At 72.2% G+C, this 22,504-nt stretch carries 17 protein-coding genes and 2 pseudogenes; 13 read left to right on the forward strand and 6 right to left on the reverse strand.

Annotation, left to right across the window (positions count from 1 at the left end; genetic code table 11):
* Positions 1-69: 69 nt before the first annotated feature.
* Positions 70-747 (reverse strand): Crp/Fnr family transcriptional regulator, encoded by a 678-nt coding sequence (locus tag BDK92_RS19555; RefSeq protein ID WP_121158004.1) that lies wholly within the window; start codon positions 745-747, stop codon positions 70-72.
* Between the two features lie 338 nt (positions 748-1,085).
* Here BDK92_RS19555 and BDK92_RS19560 point away from each other — a divergent pair, with 338 nt between their 5' ends.
* From BDK92_RS19560 to BDK92_RS19580, 5 genes are all read left to right on the forward strand, one after another.
* On the forward strand, positions 1,086-2,279 hold the full coding sequence (locus BDK92_RS19560; protein WP_121158005.1) for a CapA family protein: 1,194 nt from the start codon (positions 1,086-1,088) through the stop codon (positions 2,277-2,279).
* A 110-nt stretch (positions 2,280-2,389) separates the two neighbouring features.
* The gene (nth, locus tag BDK92_RS19565; RefSeq protein WP_121162395.1) at positions 2,390-3,115 is read left to right on the forward strand and encodes an endonuclease III; all 726 of its coding nucleotides are present in this window, start codon (positions 2,390-2,392) and stop codon (positions 3,113-3,115) included.
* Positions 3,112-3,729: a TlpA family protein disulfide reductase gene (locus tag BDK92_RS19570; protein WP_121158006.1), complete on the forward strand. Its 618-nt coding sequence runs from the start codon at positions 3,112-3,114 to the stop codon at positions 3,727-3,729. The genes nth and BDK92_RS19570 overlap by 4 nt, the downstream gene beginning before the upstream one ends.
* Positions 3,726-4,451 (forward strand): NUDIX hydrolase, encoded by a 726-nt coding sequence (locus BDK92_RS19575; RefSeq protein WP_121158007.1) that lies wholly within the window; start codon positions 3,726-3,728, stop codon positions 4,449-4,451. Before BDK92_RS19570 ends, BDK92_RS19575 begins: the two co-directional genes overlap by 4 nt.
* A gap of 60 nt (positions 4,452-4,511) precedes the next feature.
* Positions 4,512-5,690 (forward strand): MarP family serine protease, encoded by a 1,179-nt coding sequence (locus BDK92_RS19580; protein WP_121158008.1) that lies wholly within the window; start codon positions 4,512-4,514, stop codon positions 5,688-5,690.
* A 10-nt stretch (positions 5,691-5,700) separates the two neighbouring features.
* On the opposite strand, the gene BDK92_RS19585 is transcribed toward BDK92_RS19580, so the two are convergent.
* The 3 genes from BDK92_RS19585 to eccCa all read right to left on the reverse strand — a co-directional run bounded on the left by BDK92_RS19585 (position 5,701) and on the right by eccCa (position 11,816).
* Positions 5,701-6,243 carry a GNAT family N-acetyltransferase gene (locus BDK92_RS19585; protein WP_121158009.1) on the reverse strand — a complete coding sequence of 181 codons (543 nt, stop codon included), beginning with the start codon at positions 6,241-6,243 and terminating at the stop codon, positions 5,701-5,703.
* Between the two features lie 36 nt (positions 6,244-6,279).
* Positions 6,280-7,656 carry a type VII secretion-associated serine protease mycosin gene (gene mycP, locus BDK92_RS19590; protein ID WP_121162396.1) on the reverse strand — a complete coding sequence of 459 codons (1,377 nt, stop codon included), beginning with the start codon at positions 7,654-7,656 and terminating at the stop codon, positions 6,280-6,282.
* Positions 7,657-7,808: 152 nt separating this feature from the next.
* Positions 7,809-11,816: a type VII secretion protein EccCa gene (eccCa, locus tag BDK92_RS19595; RefSeq protein WP_121158010.1), complete on the reverse strand. Its 4,008-nt coding sequence runs from the start codon at positions 11,814-11,816 to the stop codon at positions 7,809-7,811.
* 134 nt (positions 11,817-11,950) lie between these two features.
* On the opposite strand from eccCa, the gene eccD reads away from it, so the two are divergent.
* Positions 11,951-13,378: a type VII secretion integral membrane protein EccD gene (gene eccD, locus BDK92_RS19600; RefSeq protein ID WP_121158011.1), complete on the forward strand. Its 1,428-nt coding sequence runs from the start codon at positions 11,951-11,953 to the stop codon at positions 13,376-13,378.
* 117 nt (positions 13,379-13,495) lie between these two features.
* On the opposite strand, the gene BDK92_RS19605 is transcribed toward eccD, so the two are convergent.
* On the reverse strand, positions 13,496-14,005 hold the full coding sequence (locus BDK92_RS19605) for an inorganic diphosphatase (protein WP_121158012.1): 510 nt from the start codon (positions 14,003-14,005) through the stop codon (positions 13,496-13,498).
* Between the two features lie 494 nt (positions 14,006-14,499).
* Between BDK92_RS19605 and dacB the strand changes: the two genes are divergently transcribed.
* The 5 genes and pseudogenes from dacB to BDK92_RS19625 all read left to right on the forward strand — a co-directional run bounded on the left by dacB (position 14,500) and on the right by BDK92_RS19625 (position 20,088).
* Entirely contained in the window at positions 14,500-16,251 is a 1,752-nt protein-coding gene (dacB, locus tag BDK92_RS19610; RefSeq protein WP_121158013.1) for a D-alanyl-D-alanine carboxypeptidase/D-alanyl-D-alanine endopeptidase, read from the forward strand.
* A gap of 47 nt (positions 16,252-16,298) precedes the next feature.
* The gene (locus BDK92_RS19615) at positions 16,299-17,369 is read left to right on the forward strand and encodes a zinc-dependent metalloprotease (protein WP_121158014.1); all 1,071 of its coding nucleotides are present in this window, start codon (positions 16,299-16,301) and stop codon (positions 17,367-17,369) included.
* Between the two features lie 10 nt (positions 17,370-17,379).
* A pseudogene (tilS, locus tag BDK92_RS19620) lies at positions 17,380-18,121 on the forward strand (tRNA lysidine(34) synthetase TilS); the annotation flags it as partial.
* Positions 18,122-18,207: 86 nt separating this feature from the next.
* Positions 18,208-18,426: pseudogene (locus BDK92_RS41210) on the forward strand (TilS substrate-binding domain-containing protein); the annotation flags it as partial.
* Positions 18,427-18,435: 9 nt separating this feature from the next.
* Positions 18,436-20,088 (forward strand): gamma-glutamyltransferase family protein, encoded by a 1,653-nt coding sequence (locus BDK92_RS19625; protein ID WP_121158016.1) that lies wholly within the window; start codon positions 18,436-18,438, stop codon positions 20,086-20,088.
* Positions 20,089-20,175: 87 nt separating this feature from the next.
* Here BDK92_RS19625 and BDK92_RS19630 read toward each other — a convergent pair whose 3' ends face one another.
* A complete protein-coding gene (locus BDK92_RS19630; protein WP_121158017.1) occupies positions 20,176-21,129 on the reverse strand; it encodes a GlxA family transcriptional regulator in 954 nt (317 codons plus the stop codon).
* 152 nt (positions 21,130-21,281) lie between these two features.
* Between BDK92_RS19630 and BDK92_RS40830 the strand changes: the two genes are divergently transcribed.
* Together BDK92_RS40830 and hpt are read left to right on the forward strand one after the other, a co-directional pair.
* Positions 21,282-21,416, forward strand: coding sequence for a hypothetical protein (locus BDK92_RS40830; RefSeq protein WP_281278628.1), 135 nt, complete (start codon positions 21,282-21,284; stop codon positions 21,414-21,416).
* A gap of 98 nt (positions 21,417-21,514) precedes the next feature.
* Positions 21,515-22,090, forward strand: coding sequence for a hypoxanthine phosphoribosyltransferase (hpt, locus tag BDK92_RS19635; protein ID WP_121162397.1), 576 nt, complete (start codon positions 21,515-21,517; stop codon positions 22,088-22,090).
* Positions 22,091-22,504: the final 414 nt, after the last annotated feature.

The following is a 22,504-nucleotide window of genomic DNA, read 5'->3' on the forward strand; positions in this document are numbered from 1 at the left end:
CTCGACTCAAGGGGACAGCAGTACGGGGACCGCCGGTCGGCGATCCCCGCTCGTGCTGGGTGCGATGGTTCAGACGCGGGCGCGTCGGGCCAGTCGCTCCGGGTCGAGAATGATGATGCTCTTGCCGTCCAGCCGGAGCCAGCCCCGCGAGGCGAAGTCCGCCAGCGCCTTGTTCACCGTCTCCCGGGAGGCGCCGACGAGCTGGGCGATCTCCTCCTGGGTGAGGTCGTGGGTCACCCGCAGCACGCCGCCGTCGCGGGTGCCGAAGCGGCCGGCCATCTGGAGCAGGTTCTTCGCCACCCGGCCCGGCACGTCCGTGAAGATCAGGTCGGCCAGCGAGTCGTTCGTCCGGCGCAGCCTGCGGGCGAGCACCCGGAGCAGCTGCTCCGCGATCTCCGGCCGGTTGTTCAGCCAGGGCCGCAGGGCCTGCTTGCGCAGCCGTACGAGCTTCGTGTCGGTAACCGCGGTCGCGGTGGCCGTACGCGGACCCGGGTCGAAGAGGGAAAGCTCCCCGACCATGTCCGACGGACCCATCACGGCAATCAGATTCTGGCGGCCGTCCGCGGCGCGTCGACCAACCTTGATCTTGCCGGTGAGTAGGATATAGAGGCTGTCACCGGGTTCGCCCTCGTTAAAGACGATTTCGCCCTTTCGGACGTCAATCGTCTCCATCTCCTTGGCGAGCGCCTCGGCCGCTTCCGGGTCTACGCCCTGGAAGATCCCGCTGCGGGCCAGTACCTCGTCCATCGCGCACCTCCGACTGCGCGCACCTCCGTCGGCCGGGTCCGCCGGCTGATGATCCGTCGCGCGCCGCCAAGTCTAAGCGCACGTCAACGTGATCCGGGGGTGCACCCCTGGAAACTTGATCCGGCACGGTAACCCGTCCGACCATGACAGCGGCTATCATCCGCGCGCCGGGCGGCTCCGTCCACCCGAGCCCTTGGACCAGCCCCGTTACGCGGCCTCAACGGAAGCCCTCGTGCCCGTCTGCTCCCGCTGACCGATATTCCCTGACCAAGCTGCCCGCTCTTCCCCACCGAACGGTGGACCTTCGCAGGTTAGCGGGTTATGTAGCGTCGCGAACGATGTACGACAGCAATAGACCCCCGTCAGGCCAACGCCGCCAGCGCCGTGGCCCCGGCCGCCCCGTCCTGGTGGCCGGCGCGGTCCTGGTCCTCCTGGTCGGTGTGGCGATCGCCGGGGTCGCCGCCGTACGCCTCACCGGTCGTGACGCGGGGCAGCCGCAGTGGCAGGCCGACCCCACCGGAGCGGGGGCGACCGTGCCGAGCCTTCCGGGCAGCGCCCCGCCCACCGCCAAGGTCATCTCGCTCTCCGCCACCGGCGACATCGTCATGGGCAACGCCCCGGGACGGCTGCCCGCCAACGGCGGCAAGGGCTTCTTCGACTCGGTTCAGCGGGCACTCGCCGCCGACCTGGTGATGGGCAACCTGGAAGAGCCGATCACCGACGACACCGGCGCCTCCAAGTGCGGCGCCGACGCCACCCAGTGCCACCAGTTCCGGGTCCCCCCGTCGTACGCGGCACACCTCAAGGACGCCGGCTTCCACCTGCTCAACCAGGCGAACAACCACGGGCACGACTACGGCGCCGCCGGTTACCGCAACACCCAGAAGCACCTGGAGGCGCAGGGGCTGGCGCACACCGGAGCGCGCGACCAGATCACCGTGGTCGACGCCAAGGGTGTCAAGGTCGCCGTGGTCGGCTTCTCCGGGTACGCCTGGAACAACAACCTGAACGACATCCCCGCCGCCGAGAAGCTGATCAAGCAGGCGACGGGCATGGCCGACCTGGTTGTCGTACAGGTGCACATGGGCGGCGAGGGGGTCGACAAGATCCACGTCAAGCCGGGGACGGAGATGTTCCTCGGCGAGAACCGGGGCGACCCGATCAGGTTCTCCCACGCCATGATCGACGCCGGTGCCGACCTGATCGTCGGGCACGGTCCGCACGTACTGCGCGGCATGGAGTTCTACCAGGGCCGGCTGATCGCGTACAGCCTCGGCAACTTCTCCGGTGGTGCCGGCGCGCTGAACAACAGCGGCCGGCTCGGCTGGGGCGGGGTGCTGAAGGTGTCCCTCGGTGTCGACGGGAGCTGGGCCGGCGGCGAGTTCGTCTCGACGTACATGAACGGCGCCGGCAAGCCGACCCCGGACACCCAGAAGCGTGGACTCAAGGCGGTCCAGGAACTCTCCGAGGCGGACTTCGGCGACACCGCCGCGGCACTCGACGCGGCCGGGAAGATCAGCCCGCCGGCCTGAGAGCGGGACCGGTCGCCAGGTCGGCGGGCCGACGTAGGCTGACCGACGTGAGTCGTACCCCTGCCCCGGACGCCGAGACCGACCTCGGCCGCAAGCGACGGGCCCGCCGGATGGGTCGGGTGCTGGCCGAGACGCACCCGGACGCCCACTGCGAACTCGACCACGACGGGCCCCTGCAACTCGCCGTGGCGACCATCCTCTCCGCCCAGACCACCGACAAGCGGGTCAACGAGGTCACCCCGAAGCTCTTCGCCCGCTACCGCACCGCCGCCGACTACGCCGGCGCCGACCGGGCGGAGATGGAAGAGCTGCTCCGCCCCACCGGCTTCTTCCGCAACAAGACCACCTCGCTGATCAACCTGGGCCGCACCCTGGTCGAGCGGTACGACGGCCGGGTGCCCGGCAAACTCACCGAACTGGTCACGCTGCCCGGAATCGGGCGCAAGACGGCGAACGTCGTCCTCGGCAACGCCTTCGACGTCCCCGGCATCACCGTCGACACCCACTTCCAACGGTTGGTACGACGGTGGAACTGGACCACCGAAACCGACCCGGTCAAGATCGAATACGTGGTCGGCGCGCTCTTCGAGAAGCGCGAATGGACCATGCTCTCGCACCGGGTGATCTTCCACGGGCGGCGGGTCTGCCACGCCCGCAAACCCGCCTGCGGCGCCTGCACACTCGCACCGCTCTGCCCCTCGTACGGCCTCGGGCCGACCGACGCCCCGAGCGCGGCCAAGCTGCTCAAGGGGCCCCGCGCCCGGGAACTCGCGATCCAGGCCGGCGTCGACCCCGCGCTGGTGCCGGCCACCGCCGTGACGGCGGAGGCACCGTGAAGCGTCCGCTCGCCGGGCTGCTCCTGCCCCTGCTCCTGCTCGCGGCGGCGTGCGGCCGGTCCGGCCCCGCCCCCGAGCCCGAACCGCCGGCACCCTTCGCCGACTGCGCCGCGCTGACCACGCCGGTCGCCGCGTCGCCCGGGGCAACCGACAGCACCGCCGGACCGACCGGCCGACCGGACGGGTCGACAAAGCCGCTGCCGGCGATCGCCCTGCCCTGCTTCACCGGCGGCGCCGACGTGTCACTGGCCGACGTACGCGGACCAGCGGTGATCAACCTCTGGGCATCCTGGTGCCCGCCCTGCCGCAAGGAACTACCCGCGTTCCAGCGCCTCGCCCAACGGGCCGGCGGTCAACTGCGCGTCATCGGGGTGGACAGCAGGGACGACCGGGACGACGCCCGCGACCTCGCCACCGAGATCGGCCTCACCTTCCCCGCCCTCTTCGACGCCGGTGAGAAGCTCCGGACCGGGCTCGCCGCGCCCGGCCTGCCCGCCACCGCCTTCGTCGACGACCAGGGACGGGTACGTCACCTCGACGTCTCCGGCGCGCTCGACGACGCCACCCTCACCGCCCTGGTCGAACAGCACCTCGGGGTGGTGCTGCCGGCATGAGCCCTGAACTGCCCCCATGGTGCGAACCGCTGGTCAGCCGGGTCAGGACCGCCCGCACCGAGGACTTCACCCGACTCCGTACGCCCAGCACCGGCGGTCGGGCCAGCGCGGTCCTGGTACTGATCGGCGAGGACCCGGCGTACGGCCCCGACGTGCTGATGCTCCAGCGGGCGGCGACCATGCGTACCCACGCCGGCCAACCCGCCTTCCCCGGCGGTGCCGCCGACCCGGACGACACCGGCCCGGTGGCGACCGCGCTGCGCGAGGCGGAGGAAGAGGTCGGCCTCGACCGGACCAGCGTGACCGTGCTGGCGCAACTCCCACCGCTCTGGATCCCGGTCAGCGAGTTCGTGGTCACCCCGGTCCTCGCCTGGTGGCACGCCCCGCACCCGGTGCACGCCCGCCAGCCGGCAGAGGTCGCCCACGTCGCCCGACTCCCCGTCGCCGAACTGGTCGACCCCGCCAACCGGGTACGGGTCCGCCACCCCAGCGGCTGGATCGGCCCCGCGTTCCAGGTCCGGGGCATGCTCGTCTGGGGCTTTACCGCCGGAGTGCTCACCGCCCTGCTCGGCATGGCCGGCTGGGACCGCCCCTGGTCACAGGAGCGGATCGTCGAGCTTCCGCCGGTCGGCGCGACACCGGCCCCGTACGCCGGGAACGGGTCGGCAGGAGAGCTCGCCGAGCCCGGCACGGCGAGCGGATCGATCCTTCCCGGGCGCTGATTCGCCAACCACTACCGGCGGGCTGTCATCTACCGGCCCCGGTCCCCGTACGCTGGACCCGTGTCGGTGGTGGATGTGGTGCTGATCCTGCTCATGCTGGTGTTCGCCATCACCGGCTACCGGCAGGGCTTTGTCATCGGTGCGCTCTCCTTCACCGGTTTCTTCGTCGGTGCGCTGATCGGGCTGCAACTCGGACCGCTTCTGGCCGACCAGTTCTCCGGCGAGTCGATGCGGATCCTGGTCGCGCTGATCACGATCTTCGGGTTGGCGGTGCTCGGTCAGACCCTCTCCGGTTGGGTCGGCTCGCACCTGCGGCACGCGATCAGCAGTCCGGTCGGCCGCAAGGCCGACGACGTCGGCGGCGCCTTCGTCTCGCTCTTCGCGGTGCTGCTGGTCGCCTGGCTGGTCGCGGTCCCGCTCGGCTCGTCCTCCCTGCCCTGGCTCGCGAGCGCGGTACGCAACAGCGCGCTGCTGGACGCCGTCGACCACGTACTGCCCGCCCAGGCGCAGGCGCTCTCCAACCAGCTGCGCGACACGGTCGACACGAACGGCTTTCCGGACGTCTTCGGTGGCCTCGCCGCGACCCGCGCCCGGGAGGTCGCGCCCCCCGACCCCGCGCTGGCCGGATCGCAGGTGGTGGTGAACGGGCAGCGGTCGGTGGTCAAGGTGCTCGGCTCCGCACCGGCCTGCTCGCGGCGGATCGAGGGCTCCGGTTTTGTCTACGCCGACGACCGGGTGATGACGAACGCGCACGTGGTCGCCGGGACCAAGTCGGTCTCGGTCGAGGTGGAAGGCGACCGGCACAACGGTCGGGTGGTCGTCTACGACCCGGAACGTGACCTGGCGGTGATCTTCGTACCGGGGTTGACCGCGCCGGTGATGCCGTTCGCCCCCCGCCAGGCGCCGAGCGAGGCGGACGCGATCGTGCTCGGCTTCCCGCTCGACGGTCCGTACAACGCGCAGGCGGCCCGGGTACGGGACGTCACAAAGATCACCGGTCCGAACATCTACGACTCCGGGGACGTCACCCGCGAGATCTACACGATCCGGTCGCTGGTCCAGAGCGGCAATTCGGGCGGCCCGCTGGTCGCACCGAACGGGCAGGTGCTCGGCGTCATCTTCGCCGCCGCCGCGGACGATCCGAACACCGGTTTCGCGGTCACCGCCGAGGAGGCCCGGCCGGTGGCGACCGCCGGTACCGAGCGCACCCGGGCCACCGGAACCGGCGCCTGCACCTGACCCGGGGCGGCTAGTCGCGCTGGTCGCGGCGCCTGCGGTAGAGAACCTGGCGGCGCAGTTCGGGCGAATCGGGCTCGGGGTCGTCGAAGTCGTCCGTCGCGTCGGTGGTCATTCCGATCCGGTGCATCACCGCCTGCGAGCGCAGGTTCGTCCGCGCGGTGACCGCCAGAATCTCGGGCAGTTCGACCGTGTCGAAGCCGTACGCGAGCACGGCCCGCGCCGCCTCGGTGGCGTACCCGTGCCCCCATGCCGACCGGGCCAGCCGCCAGCCGATCTCCACCCCGTGGAACGGCATCCCCTCGTCCACCCGGTCCAGGCCGGTGAAGCCGATGAACTCCCCGGTCGAGTGGACCTCGACCGCCCAGAAACCGAAGCCGTTGCGGTCCAGGTCGTCCTGGAACGCGGTCATCGATGCGGCGGCCTCGTCCGGGGTCAGCAGCCGGCCGAGATGCTCGCGGACCTCGGGGTCGGCGTTCATCGCCGCCCACACCGGCAGATCGGACTCACGCCAGTTCCGCAGCCGCAGTCGTTCCGTGACGATCTTGTGGGTCATGGCGCGAGACTAGCCCCGGGGTGCGCCCGACGGTCGTCAGGATTCGCTTGACGGCTCGCTGTCGCTGGTGGCGGCGCCGCCGCTTCCCGTCTCGGGCGCAGGCGCAGGCGGTGGCGCCGTGCCCACCCGGTCCCGTCGGCCCCTCGGGCGCCACAGCCCGTTCCGCGCGGCCTGCGCGTACTGGAGCCGGTTCACCAACAGGGCACTGCCGGTGAGTACGGCCACGAGCAGCGCGCTCCCGACCCAGACCCCCGACTGTCCGGTCGCCCCCTCCAGGCCACCGGCCGGCTGAGCCGCCCAACGAATCCGGCCACCCGGCGGCGCAACCTTGAGCTGGTCCGTCTGGTGGCTGCCCGATCCGCTCGCCGCACTCACCCCCGGAGCCGGGCCGAAGCCGGCCTCACCGGGGGAGAGGTTGTCGTCGAGCGGGTTGAGCGGCACCGCCTCCACCTGTTCCGACAGTGCCGCGAGCGGGTTGACCAGACCGAAGCCGAACGTGTCGTCCCGGCCGGCCGGCCCCAGGTCACGGGCCGTACGGACCAGCCTGTTCACCACGTCGGCGGCGGACATGTGCGGCCACTTGGCACGGACCAGCGCCGCCGAGGCGGTCACCATCGGAGCGGCGAAGCTGGTGCCCTGGACCCGCCAGTACCCGCCGTCGCGGCCGGCGCCGTACAGGCCGGTGGCGGGGGCGGTCAGCACCGTCTGCGAGCCGGTGATCGAATCAGCCCAGAGGCGGTCGCTGTCGCGATCCATCCCGGCGACCGCGACCACGCCCGGCTCCCGGGCCGGGTACCAGACGTCGGTCGACGACGAGACGCCCCGGTTGCCGGTGCAGGCGATCACGACCACGTCGCGAACGAACGCGTAGTCGAGCGCGGCGGCCAGGGCCGGGCTGTTGCCGGCACCGCCGAGCGACAGGTTGACCACCCGGGCGCCGTTGTCGACCGCCCAGCGCAGACCCTTCGCGACGATCATGGCGTCGTCGTAGCGGTTCTGCGCGTCCAGCACGCGGACCGGGAGGATCTTGGCTTTCGGGGCCAGACCCGCCACTCCGCGGGTGTCGTCGTTGCGCCCGGCGATCAGCCCCGCCACCGTCGTGCCGTGGCCCACCGGGTCGGTCTGCCCGTTACCGCCCGGCTGCACCAGGTCGAGACCGGGCAGCACCTGGCCGGCGAGATCGGGATGGCTACCGTCGACGCCCGAGTCGATCACCGCGACGGTGACCCCGTTGCCGGTCGAGACCTTCCACAGGGCCTTCGCGTTGAACTCGTCGAGCTGCCACTGCTCGTCGCGGATCGCGTCCACCCGGATCGGCAACGCCGCCGGCTGGGCCTGCGCCACCACGGGGCGGGTACGAGGCGCGGCTGTGGCCACGGCCGGACCGGTCAGGGTCGCCCCGACCCCGACCATGGCGAGCAGCGCCGACACGGCGACCCGTGCCCCGGCACTACGGTCTCGATACACCAGCCCTGTCACAGCTTGGCCATTTCACCCCGGTGGAAACGTGATGCACGGAGGTTACCCCGTTTCACAGTGGTGGCGGGGCAAACGAGGTGAATCGATCACACCGGGGGCAGATGGGCGAGCTGGATCAGCCGTACGCCCTCCTTCCGCGTGACCAACCGGCCCCGCCCCGGCGGCATCGGACCGGGACGTACCGCGCCCACCAGAGCACCCTCGTCCTTGTCCCCGGACATCACCAGGCCGGGCGAGGAAAGCTCGCGTAGCCGCTGGATGATCGGCTCGTAGAGGGAGCGGGACGCACCCCCGGACCGACGGGTCAGCACCAGGTGCAACCCGATGTCCCGGGCCTGCGGCAGGAACTCCTCCAACGGGCGCAGCGGGTTCGCCGGACCGGTCGCGACCAGGTCGTAGTCGTCGACCAGGACGAACAGCTCCGGGCCGGTCCACCAGGACCGGTCCTTCAACTGCTGCGGGGTGACGTCCGGACCGGGCAGCCGGCGAGACATGTAACCCGCCGCCGACTCGATCAGCTCGACAGTTGCCGCCGCCGCCGTGCCGTACCCGATCAGGTGTTCGGTCTGGATCACCCCGAGCAGGCTGCGCCGGTAGTCGACCAGGATCACCCGGGCCTGCTCCGGCGTGAACCGGTTGGTGATCGACGTGGCCAGCGCGCGCAGGAACGACGACTTCCCGCACTCCGCGTCCCCGAAGAGCAGGAAGTGCGGTTCGCTCGCGAAGTCGAGCGCGACCGGACGCAGGTCCGCCTCGGAGATGCCGATCGGCAGCCGCAGGCCGCTGGTCCCGGACAGGTCCAGCTCCGCGTACGGCAGCACCGGCGGCAACAGCCGCACCCGGGGGGCCGGTGGCCCGGACCAGCCGCTCGCCACCGCCTTCACCAGGGAAGGGGTGTCACCACCGAGACTGGTCAGCCCCGGCAGCGCGGTCAGGAAATGCAGACTCTCCGCGGTGATCCCGCGACCCGGCGTCTTCTCCGGCACGTTCGCCGCCGCACGCCGGGAGACGATCGAGTCGGTCGGGTCACCGAGCCGCAGTTCGAGACGGGAACCGAAGAGGTCCCGGATCGCCGGCCGGAAGTCCATCCAGCGCGGCGCGGCGGCGACCACGTGCACGCCGTACGACAGGCCCCGGGTGGCGATGTCGGTGATCATCGGCTCCAGGTCGTCGTACTCGCCACGCAGCGTCGGCCAACCGTCGACCACGAGGAACACGTCACCGAACGGATCCGCTCCCGGCCCGACCCCACCGGCCGCCCGCCGCTTGCGGTACGCCACCATCGAGTCCACCCCGAGATCGGCGAAACGCCGCTCACGCTCGGCGAGCAGAGTGGAGATCTCGCCGATGGTGCGCCGTACCGCCGCCGTGTCGAGCCGGCCGGCCACCCCGCCGACGTGCGGCAGGTCGCGCAGCGCGGCGAGCGCCCCGCCACCGAAGTCGAGGCAGTAGACCTGCACCTCGGCCGGGGTGTGGGTGAGTGCCAGGCCGCAGATCAGCGTCCGCAGCAGGGTCGACTTGCCGCTCTGCGGCCCGCCGACAACGGCGACGTGCCCGGCGGCCGAGTCCAACGCCAACCAGAGCAGGTCCCGCCGCTGCTCGAACGGCTTGTCGATCAGCGCCACCGGCACCTGGAGCGCGCCGTGCAGCTCCGGGTTGCCGAACGTCAGGCCCCGGGCCGGGTCGCCGACCACCGGGCCGAGCAGTTCGTCCAGCGCCGGTGCCTGGGCCAGCGGCGGCAGCCACACCTGGTGTGCCGGCGGCCCCTGGCCGATCAGCCGGGAGACCATCACGTCGAGCAGGCTCTGACCGGCCGGCACCTCCTCCGGCACCGGCGCGGCGGTGGGCGCCGGATCGGGCACCGGCACGAAGTGGGTCGAGTAGTTCAGCAGGCGTGGCGCACCGCCCTGGCCAGCGCCGGCCCCGCCGAGCCCGTCCCGGCGGAAGGCGCCGGAGACGTACGCGGCCTTGAACCGCACCAGCGGCTCGGTGCCGAACTTGAGGTAGCCGTGCCCGGGGGAGCGGGGCAGTTCGTAGGCGTCCGGCACGCCGAGCACCGCCCGGGACTCCAGCGCGGAGAAGGTCCGCAACCCGATCCGGTACGACAGGTGCGTGTCCAGGCCACGCAGCCGCCCCTCCTCCAGCCGCTGCGAGGCGAGCAGCAGGTGTACGCCGAGCGACCGGCCCAACCGCCCGATCTGGACGAAGAGGTCGATGAAGTCGGGTTTGGCGGAGAGAAGTTCGGAGAACTCGTCACAGATGATCAGCAGGGACGGCAGCGGTGCGAGCGCCGCTCCACCGCCCCGGGCCTTCTCGTAGTCGCGGAGGCTGGCGAAGTTGCCGGCCCGGCGGAGCAGCTCCTGCCGCCGGATCAGCTCACCGTTGATCGCGTCCACCATCCGGTCGACCAGGGGCAGCTCGTCGGCCAGGTTCGTGATCACCGCCGCGGTGTGCGGCAACCGGTCCAGTGAGGAGAAGGTCGCGCCGCCCTTGAAGTCGACCAGGACGAAGTTGAGCGCCTCGGAGGAGTGCGTGGCGGCGAGCCCGAGTACGAGCGTACGGAGCAGCTCCGACTTGCCCGAGCCGGTCGCGCCGATCAGCAGCCCGTGCGGGCCCATGCCGTCCTGCGCCGACTCCTTCAGGTCCAGCTCGATCGCACCACCGTCGCCGCCCACACCGATCGGCACCCGCAACCCGTCCCGGGCCGGGCGGGGCGCCCAACCCTGGGCGGTGGTGAAGTTCTCCGGGTCACCGATGCCGAGCAGATCGGCCAGGCCCATCTCGGTGTTCAGCGGCGTGTCGGCCCCCTTCGCGGCGGCCGCCAGCCGCAGCGGCGCGAGCCGGCGGGCGACCGCCTCCGCCTCCACCACGGTCAGCCGGTCCGCCGTGCCGACCTCCGCCTGCCCGTCCATCGTGTACGTGTCCAGGCGCCCGCCGCGTACCTCCAGCACCAGCGTCGAGCGGTCCAGCAGCCGGGGCGGTGGGCTGTCCAGGTCGATGATGGTCACCGCGTCGATGCCGCCGTCGCTGACCAGCGCCGCCGCCCCGGTCAGGTCACCGCCGTCGAGGACCACCACCACATGCGGGCCGTCGGTCGCCGGACCGGCCGGGCTGAACCGGGACCGGTTGCCGAGCACCTCGTCGAGCAACTGTTCGAGTTCGGTGGCGGAGCTTGCGACCAGGCGTACGGGTCCGAGCGCGTCGACCCGGTTCGGGTGCTGCGCGTGCGGCAGCCACTTCAACCACTCCCAGAGCCCGCGACGCTCCGGACCGGCGCAGACCGCGATCAACAACTCGTCCGGGGCGTGGAAGACGGCGAGTTGGGTCAGCATCGCCCGGGCCAGCGCCTGCGGACCCTCGGCACCGGTCCCCGGGGTGCCGGGACCGGATTCGGTCCAGCCCAGGTCGGGCCGGCCCAACTCGACCCGGGGCGCCTCACCTCGGACGAAGACCCGGGCGAACGCCCGCAACGAGAGCGCGACCGGCAGGTCTGGCACCACCGCGTACGCGTCCAGGAACCGGCGCAGCGCCCCGGCGGTCATCGGCTCCAGATCCTCCAGCGGCCGGGTGACCGGCGGGATCAGCGGGGTGGCCAGGGTCTGCGGGCCGACCGCGACCCGGACCACACCGAAGTCCGGATCGGCCGGTCGACGCTCCCAGACCCGGTGGCTGCCCACCGTGGACCAGAGCCGGGCCGGGTCGGGGTGCCGGTAGAAGAGCCCGGCGCGCTGCTTGCCGGCGGTCTCCCGGACCCGGCGACGCAGCGTCGCCAGGTGCCGCAGGTACTCCCGGCGGGCCGCCATCATCTCCGCCTTCTTCGGCGTGCCGGAGGCACTACCCCAGGAGGACGCGAGCATGGCCAGCGACGACACCCCGAACATCGCGCCGACCACGTACGAGTAGGCGCCGCCACCACGGCCGAACATCATCGCCATCGCGACCGAGCCGCCGAGCATCGGCAGCACCATCATCAGTTGCTGCATCCGCCCACCGGCGGCGGCCGGGATCTCCGGTGGCGGGTCCACTGGCAACTCACCCGTCGGAATGTCCGGCGCGGGTCGGCGTGGAGGCCGCTTGATGACAACCGTGCTCACGCCACCATCCCGTCGAGTGCACCGCGCCCGCTCATCCGATCTCCCCCTGACGCTCGGTCGGCAAAGCCCGGCCCATGGTAGGTAAAGTGCGGTCGTCTGCGCAGCCGTGGCGGTCCGGTGATGGGGGAAAGTCAATGAGTAGCGGGCTCGCCCGGGTCACGATCAGCGCACCCCAGCGCCGGGTCGACGTCGCGCTACCGGAGCATCTTCCGCTCGCCGAACTCCTGCCCGAGGTGCTCCGACACGCCGGGGACGGGCTGGCCGACGACGGTGAGCGGCACGGTGGCTGGGTGCTGCGGCGTACCGACGGTGCCGCGCTCTCCAACGGTCAGGCGCTGCTCCCGCAGGGGGTACGCGACGGCGACGTGCTGCATCTCGTACCGGCCCGGGCACAGTGGCCGGAGCTGGAGTACGACGACGTGGTCGAGGCGATCGCCGACGGGGCCCGGCGGCGGGGCGCCGCCTGGTCGGCCCCGGCCACCCGGGGCGCCAGCCTGGCCGGTGCCGGTGCCCTGCTCACGGTCGGCCTGGTCGCGGTTCTCGCCGCCGGTCCGGGGGTCGGACTCGGCCCGATCGCCGCGCTGGTCATCTCCGTTGTGCTGGCGCTCGCCGGGGTGGTGGCCTCCCGCGCGTACGGCGACGCCGCAGCCGGTGCCGCGCTCGGCGGCTACGCCCTGCCGTACGCGTTCGTCGGCGGGGCGCTGCTGATCGCCTCCGGGGATCCGGTCGGGGTGCTGGCCCCGGTGCGCTGGCTCGGTGCGCCGGAGGCGCTGGCCGGCTCGGTGGCGGTGCTGCTGGTCGCCGTACTCGGCGCGGTCGGGGTCGCCGCCGGGCTGCGGGTCTTCGCGGCCGGTGCCACCGTCGGCCTGCTCGGCGCGGCGACTGCGCTGGCCGGGTTCGCGGTCTCCGCCGGTGGGGCCGCCGCGATCCTGCTCTCGGTGCTGGTCTGCGGGATCGGGGTGCTGCCGCTGCTGGCCATCCGGTTCGGCAAGCTGCCGATGCCGCCGATCACCCTGCCCGCCGGGACCGACGGTACGGAGGGCTTCACCGCTGCCGGCGGCCCACTCGACGGGGCACGGGAGCGGCCGGAGCGGGGGCGGGTCTTCGCCGCGGTCGCCCGTACCGAGGAACTGCTCACCGGCATGTTGATCGGACACGCCGTGCTCGCCACCGTGGCGGCCGGGCTGCTGGTGCTCGCGGGTGGCTTCGCTGGCCGGCTGCTGGTGGCGGTCGCGGCGGCGGCGCTGCTCCTGCGTTCCCGGCTCTTCGTCACGTTCCGCCAGCGGGTGCCGCTGGTGGTCGCCGGCATCCTCGGCTTCGTGGTGCTCGGGTTGGCGCTGGTCACCGGCGCCGGTACGGACACCCTGCTGGTGCTCGTCGGCGGTGCACTGGTGCTGGCGCTGGTGACCGTCGGTGCCGGTGCCACCTACGCGCACCGGACCCCGTCGCCGTACCTCGGGCGCGCCGCCGACCTGGTGGACACCCTGATGGTGGTTTCGGTGGTGCCGGTGGCCTGCGCGGTGCTCGGCCTCTACGCCCAGGTACGCGGCCTGCTTGGCTGATCCGCTGGACGGTTGGTCCGTTCGGCGTGCCCGGGGCCCCGCTGGTCTGACGCCCACGGTGGCCCCGGCCGTCTCGTCCCCGCCGACCGGAGTCCAGCCGGCGGGAACGGTACGTCGTCAGTGCGCGTACGCGGTGCCGTTCTCCTCGGCCTCCTGCTGGCGGCGGATCGAGGCACGGATCTCCGCCTCGGCCTCGGTACGGCCGACCCAGGTGGCGCCCTCGACCGACTTGCCCGGCTCAAGATCCTTGTAGACCTCGAAGAAGTGCTGGATCTCCAGCCGGTCGAACTCGCCGAGGTGGTGGATGTCGCGCAGGTGCTCCTGCCGCGGGTCCTCGTAAGGCACGCAGAGGACCTTGTCGTCGCCGCCCTTTTCGTCCTTCATCCGGAACATGCCGATGGTCCGGCACCGGATCAGACAGCCGGGGAAGGTCGGCTCGGGGACCAGGACCAACGCGTCGAGCGGGTCGCCGTCCTCGCCGAGGGTGCCCTCGATGAAGCCGTAGTCGGCCGGGTATTGGGTCGAGGTGAAGAGGGTACGGTCCAGCCTGATCCGGCCGGTCGCGTGGTCGACCTCGTATTTGTTGCGGTGACCCTTGGGGATCTCAACCGTGACGTCGAAATCCATCTTCCACGCTCCCTCGTTCGCCGACGCTGGCTAACGGAATGTAGGCGGCGTGTGCCGGAGGAGTGTTGTCCCACTCCAAAAGAACCGGGCGCCGCTTAGTGTTCGGACGGAAGTAGTGTCACCTAAAGGTGTTTGCTGACTGGGAGGAGGGGCCGGTGGAGAGTGAAGATTCACACTCGGGGTGGATAAATGAGCCACCAGCGTCGGGGCCGCACTCGCCTGACCAGCAGTTTCGGGCGCACCCTGCGGTGGAGCGGTCACCGTCCGACGGCCGCCCGGCTCCCGGCCGGGCGAGCGTGCCACAGCCCGCCGCACCACAGCCCGGCCACCCCGGTCCGCGTCCACCGGCGCCCTACGATCCGCCGTCGGGTTCGTCTCGTTCGGCGTCGGGGTCGGCGCGTCCAATTCCGCCCGGGTCCGCCCCGGCGGGGACGTACTACTCCGGTTCGCCGTCGGCTTCGGGCTCCGCCCGTCCTGTTCCTCCCGGTTCGGCGATGCCGGTTCCTCCGTATTCACCCGTTCCGGCGACCACCTCGTACCGTCCGGATCCACCGGCGTCCGGTCCGCTGCCGTCGGTTGGGCCGGCGTCGGGTAGCGCCCGAGTCGTCCCGCCGCCCGGTCCGAACCCGCCCGCCGTCCCGGCCAACCCGGGCGGATATTCGGTGAACCCGGGGCACTACCCGGTCAACCCGCCGCACCACCCGGGCTCGGCCGCCGTCCCTGGGCGGGCCGCCGTCCCACCCACCACGGGTTATCCGGCCGACACCCCGCCCGCTCCGACACCCCCGCCCGCCCGACGTCGGACCCGGCTGGTCGCCGGAGCCGCCGCGGTGGTCGTGCTGGCACTCGCCGCCGCCGGGGTCGCCGTGGTACGCCCAGGCCCGGTCGCCGGCTGGCTGGGTCAGGCCGATCCCAGTCCCGCTGCCCGCTCCGAGCCGCCCGAGCCACCGCCCGCACCCGTGCTCCTCGCCGCCGGCGCCACCGCGCCCGTCCCGACCCAGCAGGGCCTGCGGACGGCACTCGAACCGCTGGTGGGCGCCGCCGCCCTCGGCTCCTCGGTGCATGTCGCCGTGCTCGACGTGGCGACCGGGGAGCAGCTCTACGGCCAGGGCCAGGACACCCCGACGGTGCCCGCCTCGACGACCAAGTTGGTCACCGCCGCGACCGTGCTGGCGGCCCGTGGCCCGGCATACCGGATCCCGACCCGGGTCGTGGCCGGCGCCACCCCGGGTGAGGTGGTGATCGTTGGCGGCGGCGACCCCACGCTCGCGATCAACGCCACCGGGATCTACCCCGGTGCCGGCCGCCTCGACGACCTGGCGGCGAAGGTGAAGCAGGCCCTCGGCGGGACCGCGCCGACCAAGGTCACCGTCGACTCCTCCCTCTTCTCCGGGCCGGTGTACGGGCCGGGCTGGGACGCGGACATCCCGACCGGAGGGTTCGCGGCGCCGATCACCGCACTGATGACCGACGGCGGGCGGATCGACCCGAAGGACAACATCAAGGGCGCCGAGCGGTACGAGAAGCCGGATGTGGCGGCCGGCCGCCTCTTCGCCAAGGCGCTCGGGCTTCCCACGGCCACGGTGAACGCGGTGGCCAAGGGCACCGCTCCGGCCGCCCCGCCGGACGCGACCGGCGCATCGGCCTCACCCGGCGCCACCATCGCCCCCGGGACCGAACTGGGCCGGATCGACTCGCCACCGCTGGTCCGGCTGGTCGAGTTCATGCTCGCGGACAGCGACAACGTGGTCGCCGAGGCGCTCGCCCGACAGGTGGCGCTGGCCCGCCAGCAGCCCGCGTCGTTCGACGGTGCCGCCGCCGCGATGGACACCGTGGTGGGTGAACTCGGGCTGGACGCGAACCAGACCGCGGTCAGCGACGGCAGCGGCCTGTCCCGACGCAACCGGATCAGTCCGGCGTTGCTCACCGACGTACTCGGGTTGGCGGCTGACGGCAGCAAGCCGGAACTCGCCGGCATCTTCGCCGGACTTCCGGTCGCCGGCTGGTCCGGCACGCTCACCGAGCGGTTCGCCAGCCCCGCGGCGGTTGCCGCCCTCGGGGCGGTACGGGCGAAGACCGGCACGTTGAGCGAGGTGAACGCGATCTCCGGCACGGTGACCACGGCACAGGGGCGGCTGCTCGCCTTCGCCGTACTCGCCGACAGGGTGCCGAGCGGCCCGGAGCAGGCAGGGTCGGCGTTGGACAAAATCGCCGCCGCCCTGGCCGCCTGTGGCTGCGCCGGCTGAACCGTACGACACGGTGAGGGTGTGCGGGCGCGGGTACGGTGGGTGCCATGGCGCAGTTCGTGGACTGGGACCTGGCCGCCGCCACCGCTGGCGCGCTGGGTAAGACGGGCCCGAGGGTCTCGTACGACGAGGCCACCGCGGTCGTGGGCGACCTGCGGCAGCTGACCGACGAGGCGGCGGGGCACGTGGTCGCGTACACCGGGCTGCGGTCCCAGGTGGCGCACCCGCCGGTGCGGGTGGTCGATCGCAAGGACTGGGCCGCCACCAACATCGCCGGCCTCCGCGAGGTGATCACGCCACTGGTCAACCGGCTCTCCGGTGACAAGCAGCCCGGCGCGATCAGCGACGCGATCGGCTCCCGGCTCACCGGTGTCCAGGCCGGAACCGTGCTGGCCTACCTCTCCGGTCGGGTCCTCGGCCAGTACGAGGTCTTCTCCGCCGACCCCGGTCAACTCCTCCTGGTCGCGCCGAACATCGTCGAGGTGGAACGGAAACTGGAGGCCGAGCCCCGGGACTTCCGGCTCTGGGTCTGCCTGCACGAGGTCACCCACCGCACCCAGTTCACCGCCGTGCCGTGGATGCGCGGGCACTTCCTCGGCGAGGTGCAGGCGTTCGTCGACGCCTCCCAGGCCGGTGGCGAGCACTTCACCGACCGGCTGCGGCGCGGGGTGGCGACGCTCTCCGACTCGGTCCGTAATCCCGACAGCCGGGCGAGCGTGCTCGACATCGTGCAGACACCCGGCCAGCGTGCCGTGCTGGACCGGCTCACCGCGCTGATGACCCTGCTCGAGGGGCACGCGGAGTTCGTCATGGACGGGGTTGGCCCGGAGGTCATCCCGAGCGTCGAACGGATCCGCGCCAAGTTCAACCGCCGCCGTGAGTCCGGCAACCCGCTGGAGAAGGCGATCCGCAAGCTGCTCGGTGTGGACGTCAAGATGCGCCAGTACGCGGAGGGCCGCAAGTTTGTGCACGGTGTCGTCGACCGGGTCGGCATGGAGGGCTTCAACCGTGTCTTCAGCTCACCGTTGACCCTGCCCCGCCTGGAGGAACTCGCCGATCCGGACGCCTGGGTGAACCGGGTCCACGGCAAGGCCGGCCCGACGCCGGCCGCCGGCTGATCCGCGCCGAGTGGCCGCGCTCGCCCCACCGGTTGCCGCCGTCCGGGTCGCGGTCCGGGCGGCCCTGACCGGGGTAGGCCGACCGGGCCCCGTCCTGGTCGCCTGCTCCGGTGGCGCCGACTCGCTGGCGCTCGCCGCCGCCACCGCGTTCGTCGCCCCTCGGCTCGGTCTCGCCGCCGGGCTCGTCACCGTCGACCACGGGTTGCAGCCCGGCTCGGCGGATCGGGCCCGGGACGTGGCCCGCTGGGCCGCTGATCAGGCGTTCTCTCCGGTTGAGGTGGCCACTGTGACGGTACGGGGACGTCCCGGTGGACCGGAGGCCGCCGCGCGGGAGGCGCGTTACCAGGCCCTGGTCGACACCGCCCGGCGGTACGACGCGTCGGCGGTGCTGCTCGGCCACACCCGGGACGACCAGGCGGAGACGGTGCTGCTCGCGCTCGCCCGGGGCGCCGGGCCGCACGGTCTGGCCGGGATGCCGGCACGGCGGGAGCTGGCCGGTGTGACGCTGCTGCGGCCGTTGCTCGACGTCGACCGGGAACAGACCCGCAAGGCGTGCGCGGTGCTCGGGCTCAGCCCCTGGGAGGACCCGCACAACACCGACCCCGGGTACGCCCGCGCCCGGGTCCGGTCCGATCTGCTTCCGGCACTGATCGCCACGCTCGGCCCGGGTGTGGTGGCGAACCTGGCCCGAACCGCTCGGATGATCGCCGAGGACACCGAGGTACTGGACGACCTGGCCGCGACGGCGCTGCGCGCCGCCCGGGTCGGTCCAGCCGCCGACCCCGCTGCCGGTCCGGCCGCCGACCCCGCTGCCGCCGGGGCTGTCCGTACCGGTGCCGGGCTCGCGGTGGCCGTACTCGCCGGGCTGTCCGCGGCGGTGCGCTCCCGGGTGCTGCACCGCTGGGCGCGGGAGCTCGGCGCCCCGCCCGCCGCCCTCTCCGCCCGCCACGTGACCGCCCTCGACGCGCTGGTCACCAACTGGCACGGCCAGGGGCCGGTGCACCTGCCCGGGGCAATAACGGTGGCCCGGCGCGGTGACACTCTCGGCAGGGGGTAGACAGGGTGCATGGCACATCCCCGTCAACCCCTCTACGCGCCGCACGGCGCGGTCGCGACCAGTCAACCGCTCGCCGCCGCCGCCGGGCTGGCCGTACTCCGTAAAGGTGGCACCGCGGTCGACGCGGCGCTCGCCACCGCGATCGCCCTGACCGTGGTCCAACCCGGTTCCAACGACATCGGCGGCGACCTGTTCGCCATCGTCTGGGACGGCGAGCGGCTGCACGGCCTGAACGCCTCGGGCCGCTCCCCGGCGGCCCTGACCAGGGAGGCGGTGCTCGCCGCCACCGACGGCCTGGGAGCGGCGCCGGCGACCGCGCTCGGCGGGGCACAGGCGTCCGGCCCGGCGATGCCGGCCCGGGGGTGGCTGCCGGTGACGGTTCCCGGCGCCCCGGCGGGCTGGCGGGACCTGCACGACCGGTTCGGAGTGCTGCCCTTCGCCGACCTCTTCGCCGACGCGATCGGCTACGCCGAGAACGGCTACCCGGTCTCGCCGAACGTGGCCGCCGGCTGGGCTCGCTCGGTGGAGATCCAGGCGGAGCTCACCGGCCCGGAGTTCGACGAGTGGTCCAAGGTCTTCACCGTGGACGGCAAGCGGGCTCCCCGCCCGGGCGAGCGTTGGCGCAATCCGGACGCGGCACGCACCCTGCGGCGGATCGCCGCCACCAACGCGGACGCCTTCTACCGGGGCGAGATCGCCGAGGCGTTGGCCGGGTACGCGGCGCGGACCGGCGGTCTGCTCACCGCCGACGACCTCGCCCGGCACACCTCGACCTGGGTCCAGCCGATCAAGGCCGGGTACCGGGGGCACGAGGTGTGGGAGTTGCCGCCGAACGGGCAGGGTGTGGCCGCGCTGCTCGCCCTGAACATCCTCGACGGGGTGGACCTGACCGGGATGTCCCTCGCCGACCGGCTGCACTGGCAGATCGAGGCGATGAAGCTCGGCTTCGCCGACGCGCACGCGTACGTGGCCGACCCGGAGAAGGTCGCCGTACCGACCGAGGAGCTGCTCAGCCCGGAGTACGCGGCCACCCGGCGAGAGCTGATCACCGACCGGGCCGGTACGCCGGAGCCGGGAAGCCCGGGGCGGGGCGGCACCGTCTACCTCTGTGCGGCCGACTCGGGCGGGATGATGGTGAGCCTGATCCAGTCCAACTACCTGGCATTCGGCTCGCACGTGGTGCTGCCCGGATTCGGTTTCGGGCTGCAGAACCGGGGCACCGGGTTCAGCCTCGACCCGGCGCACCCGAACGTGGTCGCGCCGAACAAGCGCCCGTACCACACCATCATCCCGGGCTTCCTGACTCGTGGCGGCGAGCCGGTCGGCCCGTTCGGGGTGATGGGTGGTCACATGCAACCGCAGGGGCACCTGCAGTTGGTGTCGCACACGGTCGACGACGGCCTCGATCCGCAGGCGGCGCTGAACGCTCCCCGCTGGTACTGGCACGCCGACCGGTCGGTGCTGGTCGAGCCGGACCTGCTGAACGCCCGTTCGGGGCCGATGGCAATCGGTGAGCTGCGCCAGCGCGGCCACGCGCTCGCGGTCGCGGACGACGACGACTCGCCGCCGTTCGGCTACGGCCAGGCGATCTGGCGGCTGCCGGAGGGCGGCTACGTCGCCGGCTCCGATCCCCGCGCCGACGGCTGCGCCGTCGTCTACTAGCTGAAGGAAGGGCCCCTTCTTATCGTTTTCCGTATAGGAAGGGTCCCTTCCTAACGCCTGCTGCCGGGTCGAACGCCTGCTGCCGGGTCAGACCCGTTCGCGGAAGAGGGTGCGGTAGGCGTGCGGGGTGGTGCCGACCCGGCGGGTGAAGTGGTGGCGCAGCGTGGCGGCCTCACCGAAGCCGGCCCGGGTGGCGATCGCCTCGACGCCGAGTTCGGTCTCCTCCAGTAGGCGCCGGGCGAGCAGGATCCGCTGGTTGGTCAGCCAGTCGTGCGGGGTGGTGCCGGTCTCCGCCCGGAACCGCCGGGCGAACGTACGCGGGGCCATGTGTGACCGGGCGGCCATGTCGTCGATGGTCAGGCTCTGGTCGAGATGGCCGACCAGCCAGCCGAGCACCGGTTCGAGGGTGGGCGCGTCCGGCGTACGGGGGATGGGTGCCTCGATGAACTGAGCCTGACCGCCATCGCGGTGCGGTGGTACGACCATCCGCCGGGCCAGTTTGGTGGCGAGCGCGGAGCCGTGTTCCTGGCGGACCAGGTGCAGGCAGGCGTCGATGCCGGCGGCGGTGCCGGCGCCGGTGAGCAGGTTGCCGTCCTGGACGTACAGCTCGTTGCAGCGGACCCGGGCCAGGGGAAAGCGTGCGGCGAGCTGGTCGGCGTACTTCCAGTGGGTAGTGCACTCGCGTCCGTCGAGCAGCCCGGCCTCGCCCAGCACGAAGGCGCCGGAGCAGACGCTGAGCACGTACGCCCCGCGCTGGTGGGCCCGGCGCAGCGCGTCGAGCACCGGCTCGGGGACGGGCGTGCCGTCGTACAGGGCCGGTACGGCGACCAGGTCGGCGTCCTCGGTGGGGGTGAGATCCGCCTCGGGCACCAGTTGGAAGCCGGATCGGCTACGTACCGGGGCACCGTCGACGGTGCAGACGTCGAAGCGGTAGCCGGGGAAGCCGTCGGCTGTCCGGTCGGTGCCGAACACCTCGCAGAGCACACCCAGTTCGAAGGCGGCCACCTGGTCGAGGACGATCACCGCGACTTTGCTCAGCATGTGCGGAGGATAACGCCGCCGGTGGCAGGAAATCGAGGCCCAATGGCATTCCTGCCACTGTCCGCGTCTTCGCGCTCGGCGGAAACTGAACAGGACGTCCGGTGCGCACCGGTGGCGAAACCACAGGAAACCGTTGAAAGGTCCACGCCGCCATGGAACTCTTCATCCTGCTCTTCGTGTTGCTGCTCGCACTCGCCTCCGCGCTCGGCCTGACCACCGACACCCGCGAATCGACCGGGCGCCGGTCCGTGGACGGGGGCCGCGAGTGGCGTTCCCGCACCTGCTGACCGGTCTGTCCGAAGCCCCGGGCCCTCGCCGGGACGGTCACGTCACGAACTGGCCGCCCCGGCGACAGGCCGTCACCGACGTACGGCAGGCTAGGGGCATGGCTGACGGCTCCTGGTATGACGCCGACATCGATCACGTGATCATCTCTGAGGAGGAGATCCGCGAGAAGACCGAGGAACTGGCCAAGCAGGTCTCGGCCGACTACGCCTCGGTCGACGACGGGCTGCTGCTGGTATGCGTCCTGAAGGGCGCGGTCATGTTCATGGCCGACTTCGCGCGGGCGCTGGGGCGGCACGGCCCCCCGTCCGAGCTGGAGTTCATGGCCGTCTCCTCGTACGGCCAGGGGACCACCTCCTCGGGCGTGGTGCGCATCCTGAAGGACCTGGACCGCGACATCGCCGGCCGGCACGTGATGGTGGTCGAGGACATCGTCGACTCCGGGTTGACCCTTTCCTGGCTGCTCCGGTACCTCGAGTCCCGTTCGGCGGCGAGCGTCGAGGTGGTCGCCCTCTTCCGTAAGCCGGATGCGATCAAGGTCCACGTCCCGGTCAAGTACGTCGGTTTCGACATCCCGAGCGAGTTCGTGGTCGGTTACGGGCTCGACTTCGGCGAGCGGTACCGCGAGCTGCCCTACGTCGGAGTGTTGAAGCCCGAGGTCTACACCCGGTCCTGACCCGGGACGGCCCGTGGGTGGGGCCCGGTACGACGCTCGTCCGTCGATGTGTGCGGGCCATCTCCCGGCATCGGCGTGAGGAAATATCGAGCAGTCGTACAGCGCGCTCTCAGGAAGACCGGCTACGGTATGCGGTGGTGGCGCGGACGTATCTCCGCGCCGGGTCTTTCGCCCTGTTTGACCGGACAGGTCGGGAACCGGGCGCAAGTTCGCCGTCACGCTGGCACGACGGGCGAGCCGAGGGCGTCCACGGAGGGTTTCCTCCAGCGCTCACGGAGCGGCACCGGATCGCGACTGCTGGGCTCGCAAGCTCACTCCTCGCGGTCACGGTGTACCGTCGAATCACCCCGGCGAGATATTCGCGTCGAGGTCGAGGCCGGCCCGCAAGGCGGCCCCGGCCGCCGCTCCGCGCGG

It is taken from the genome of Micromonospora pisi, assembly GCF_003633685.1.
Taxonomy (GTDB): Bacteria; Actinomycetota; Actinomycetes; order Mycobacteriales; family Micromonosporaceae; genus Micromonospora_G; species Micromonospora_G pisi.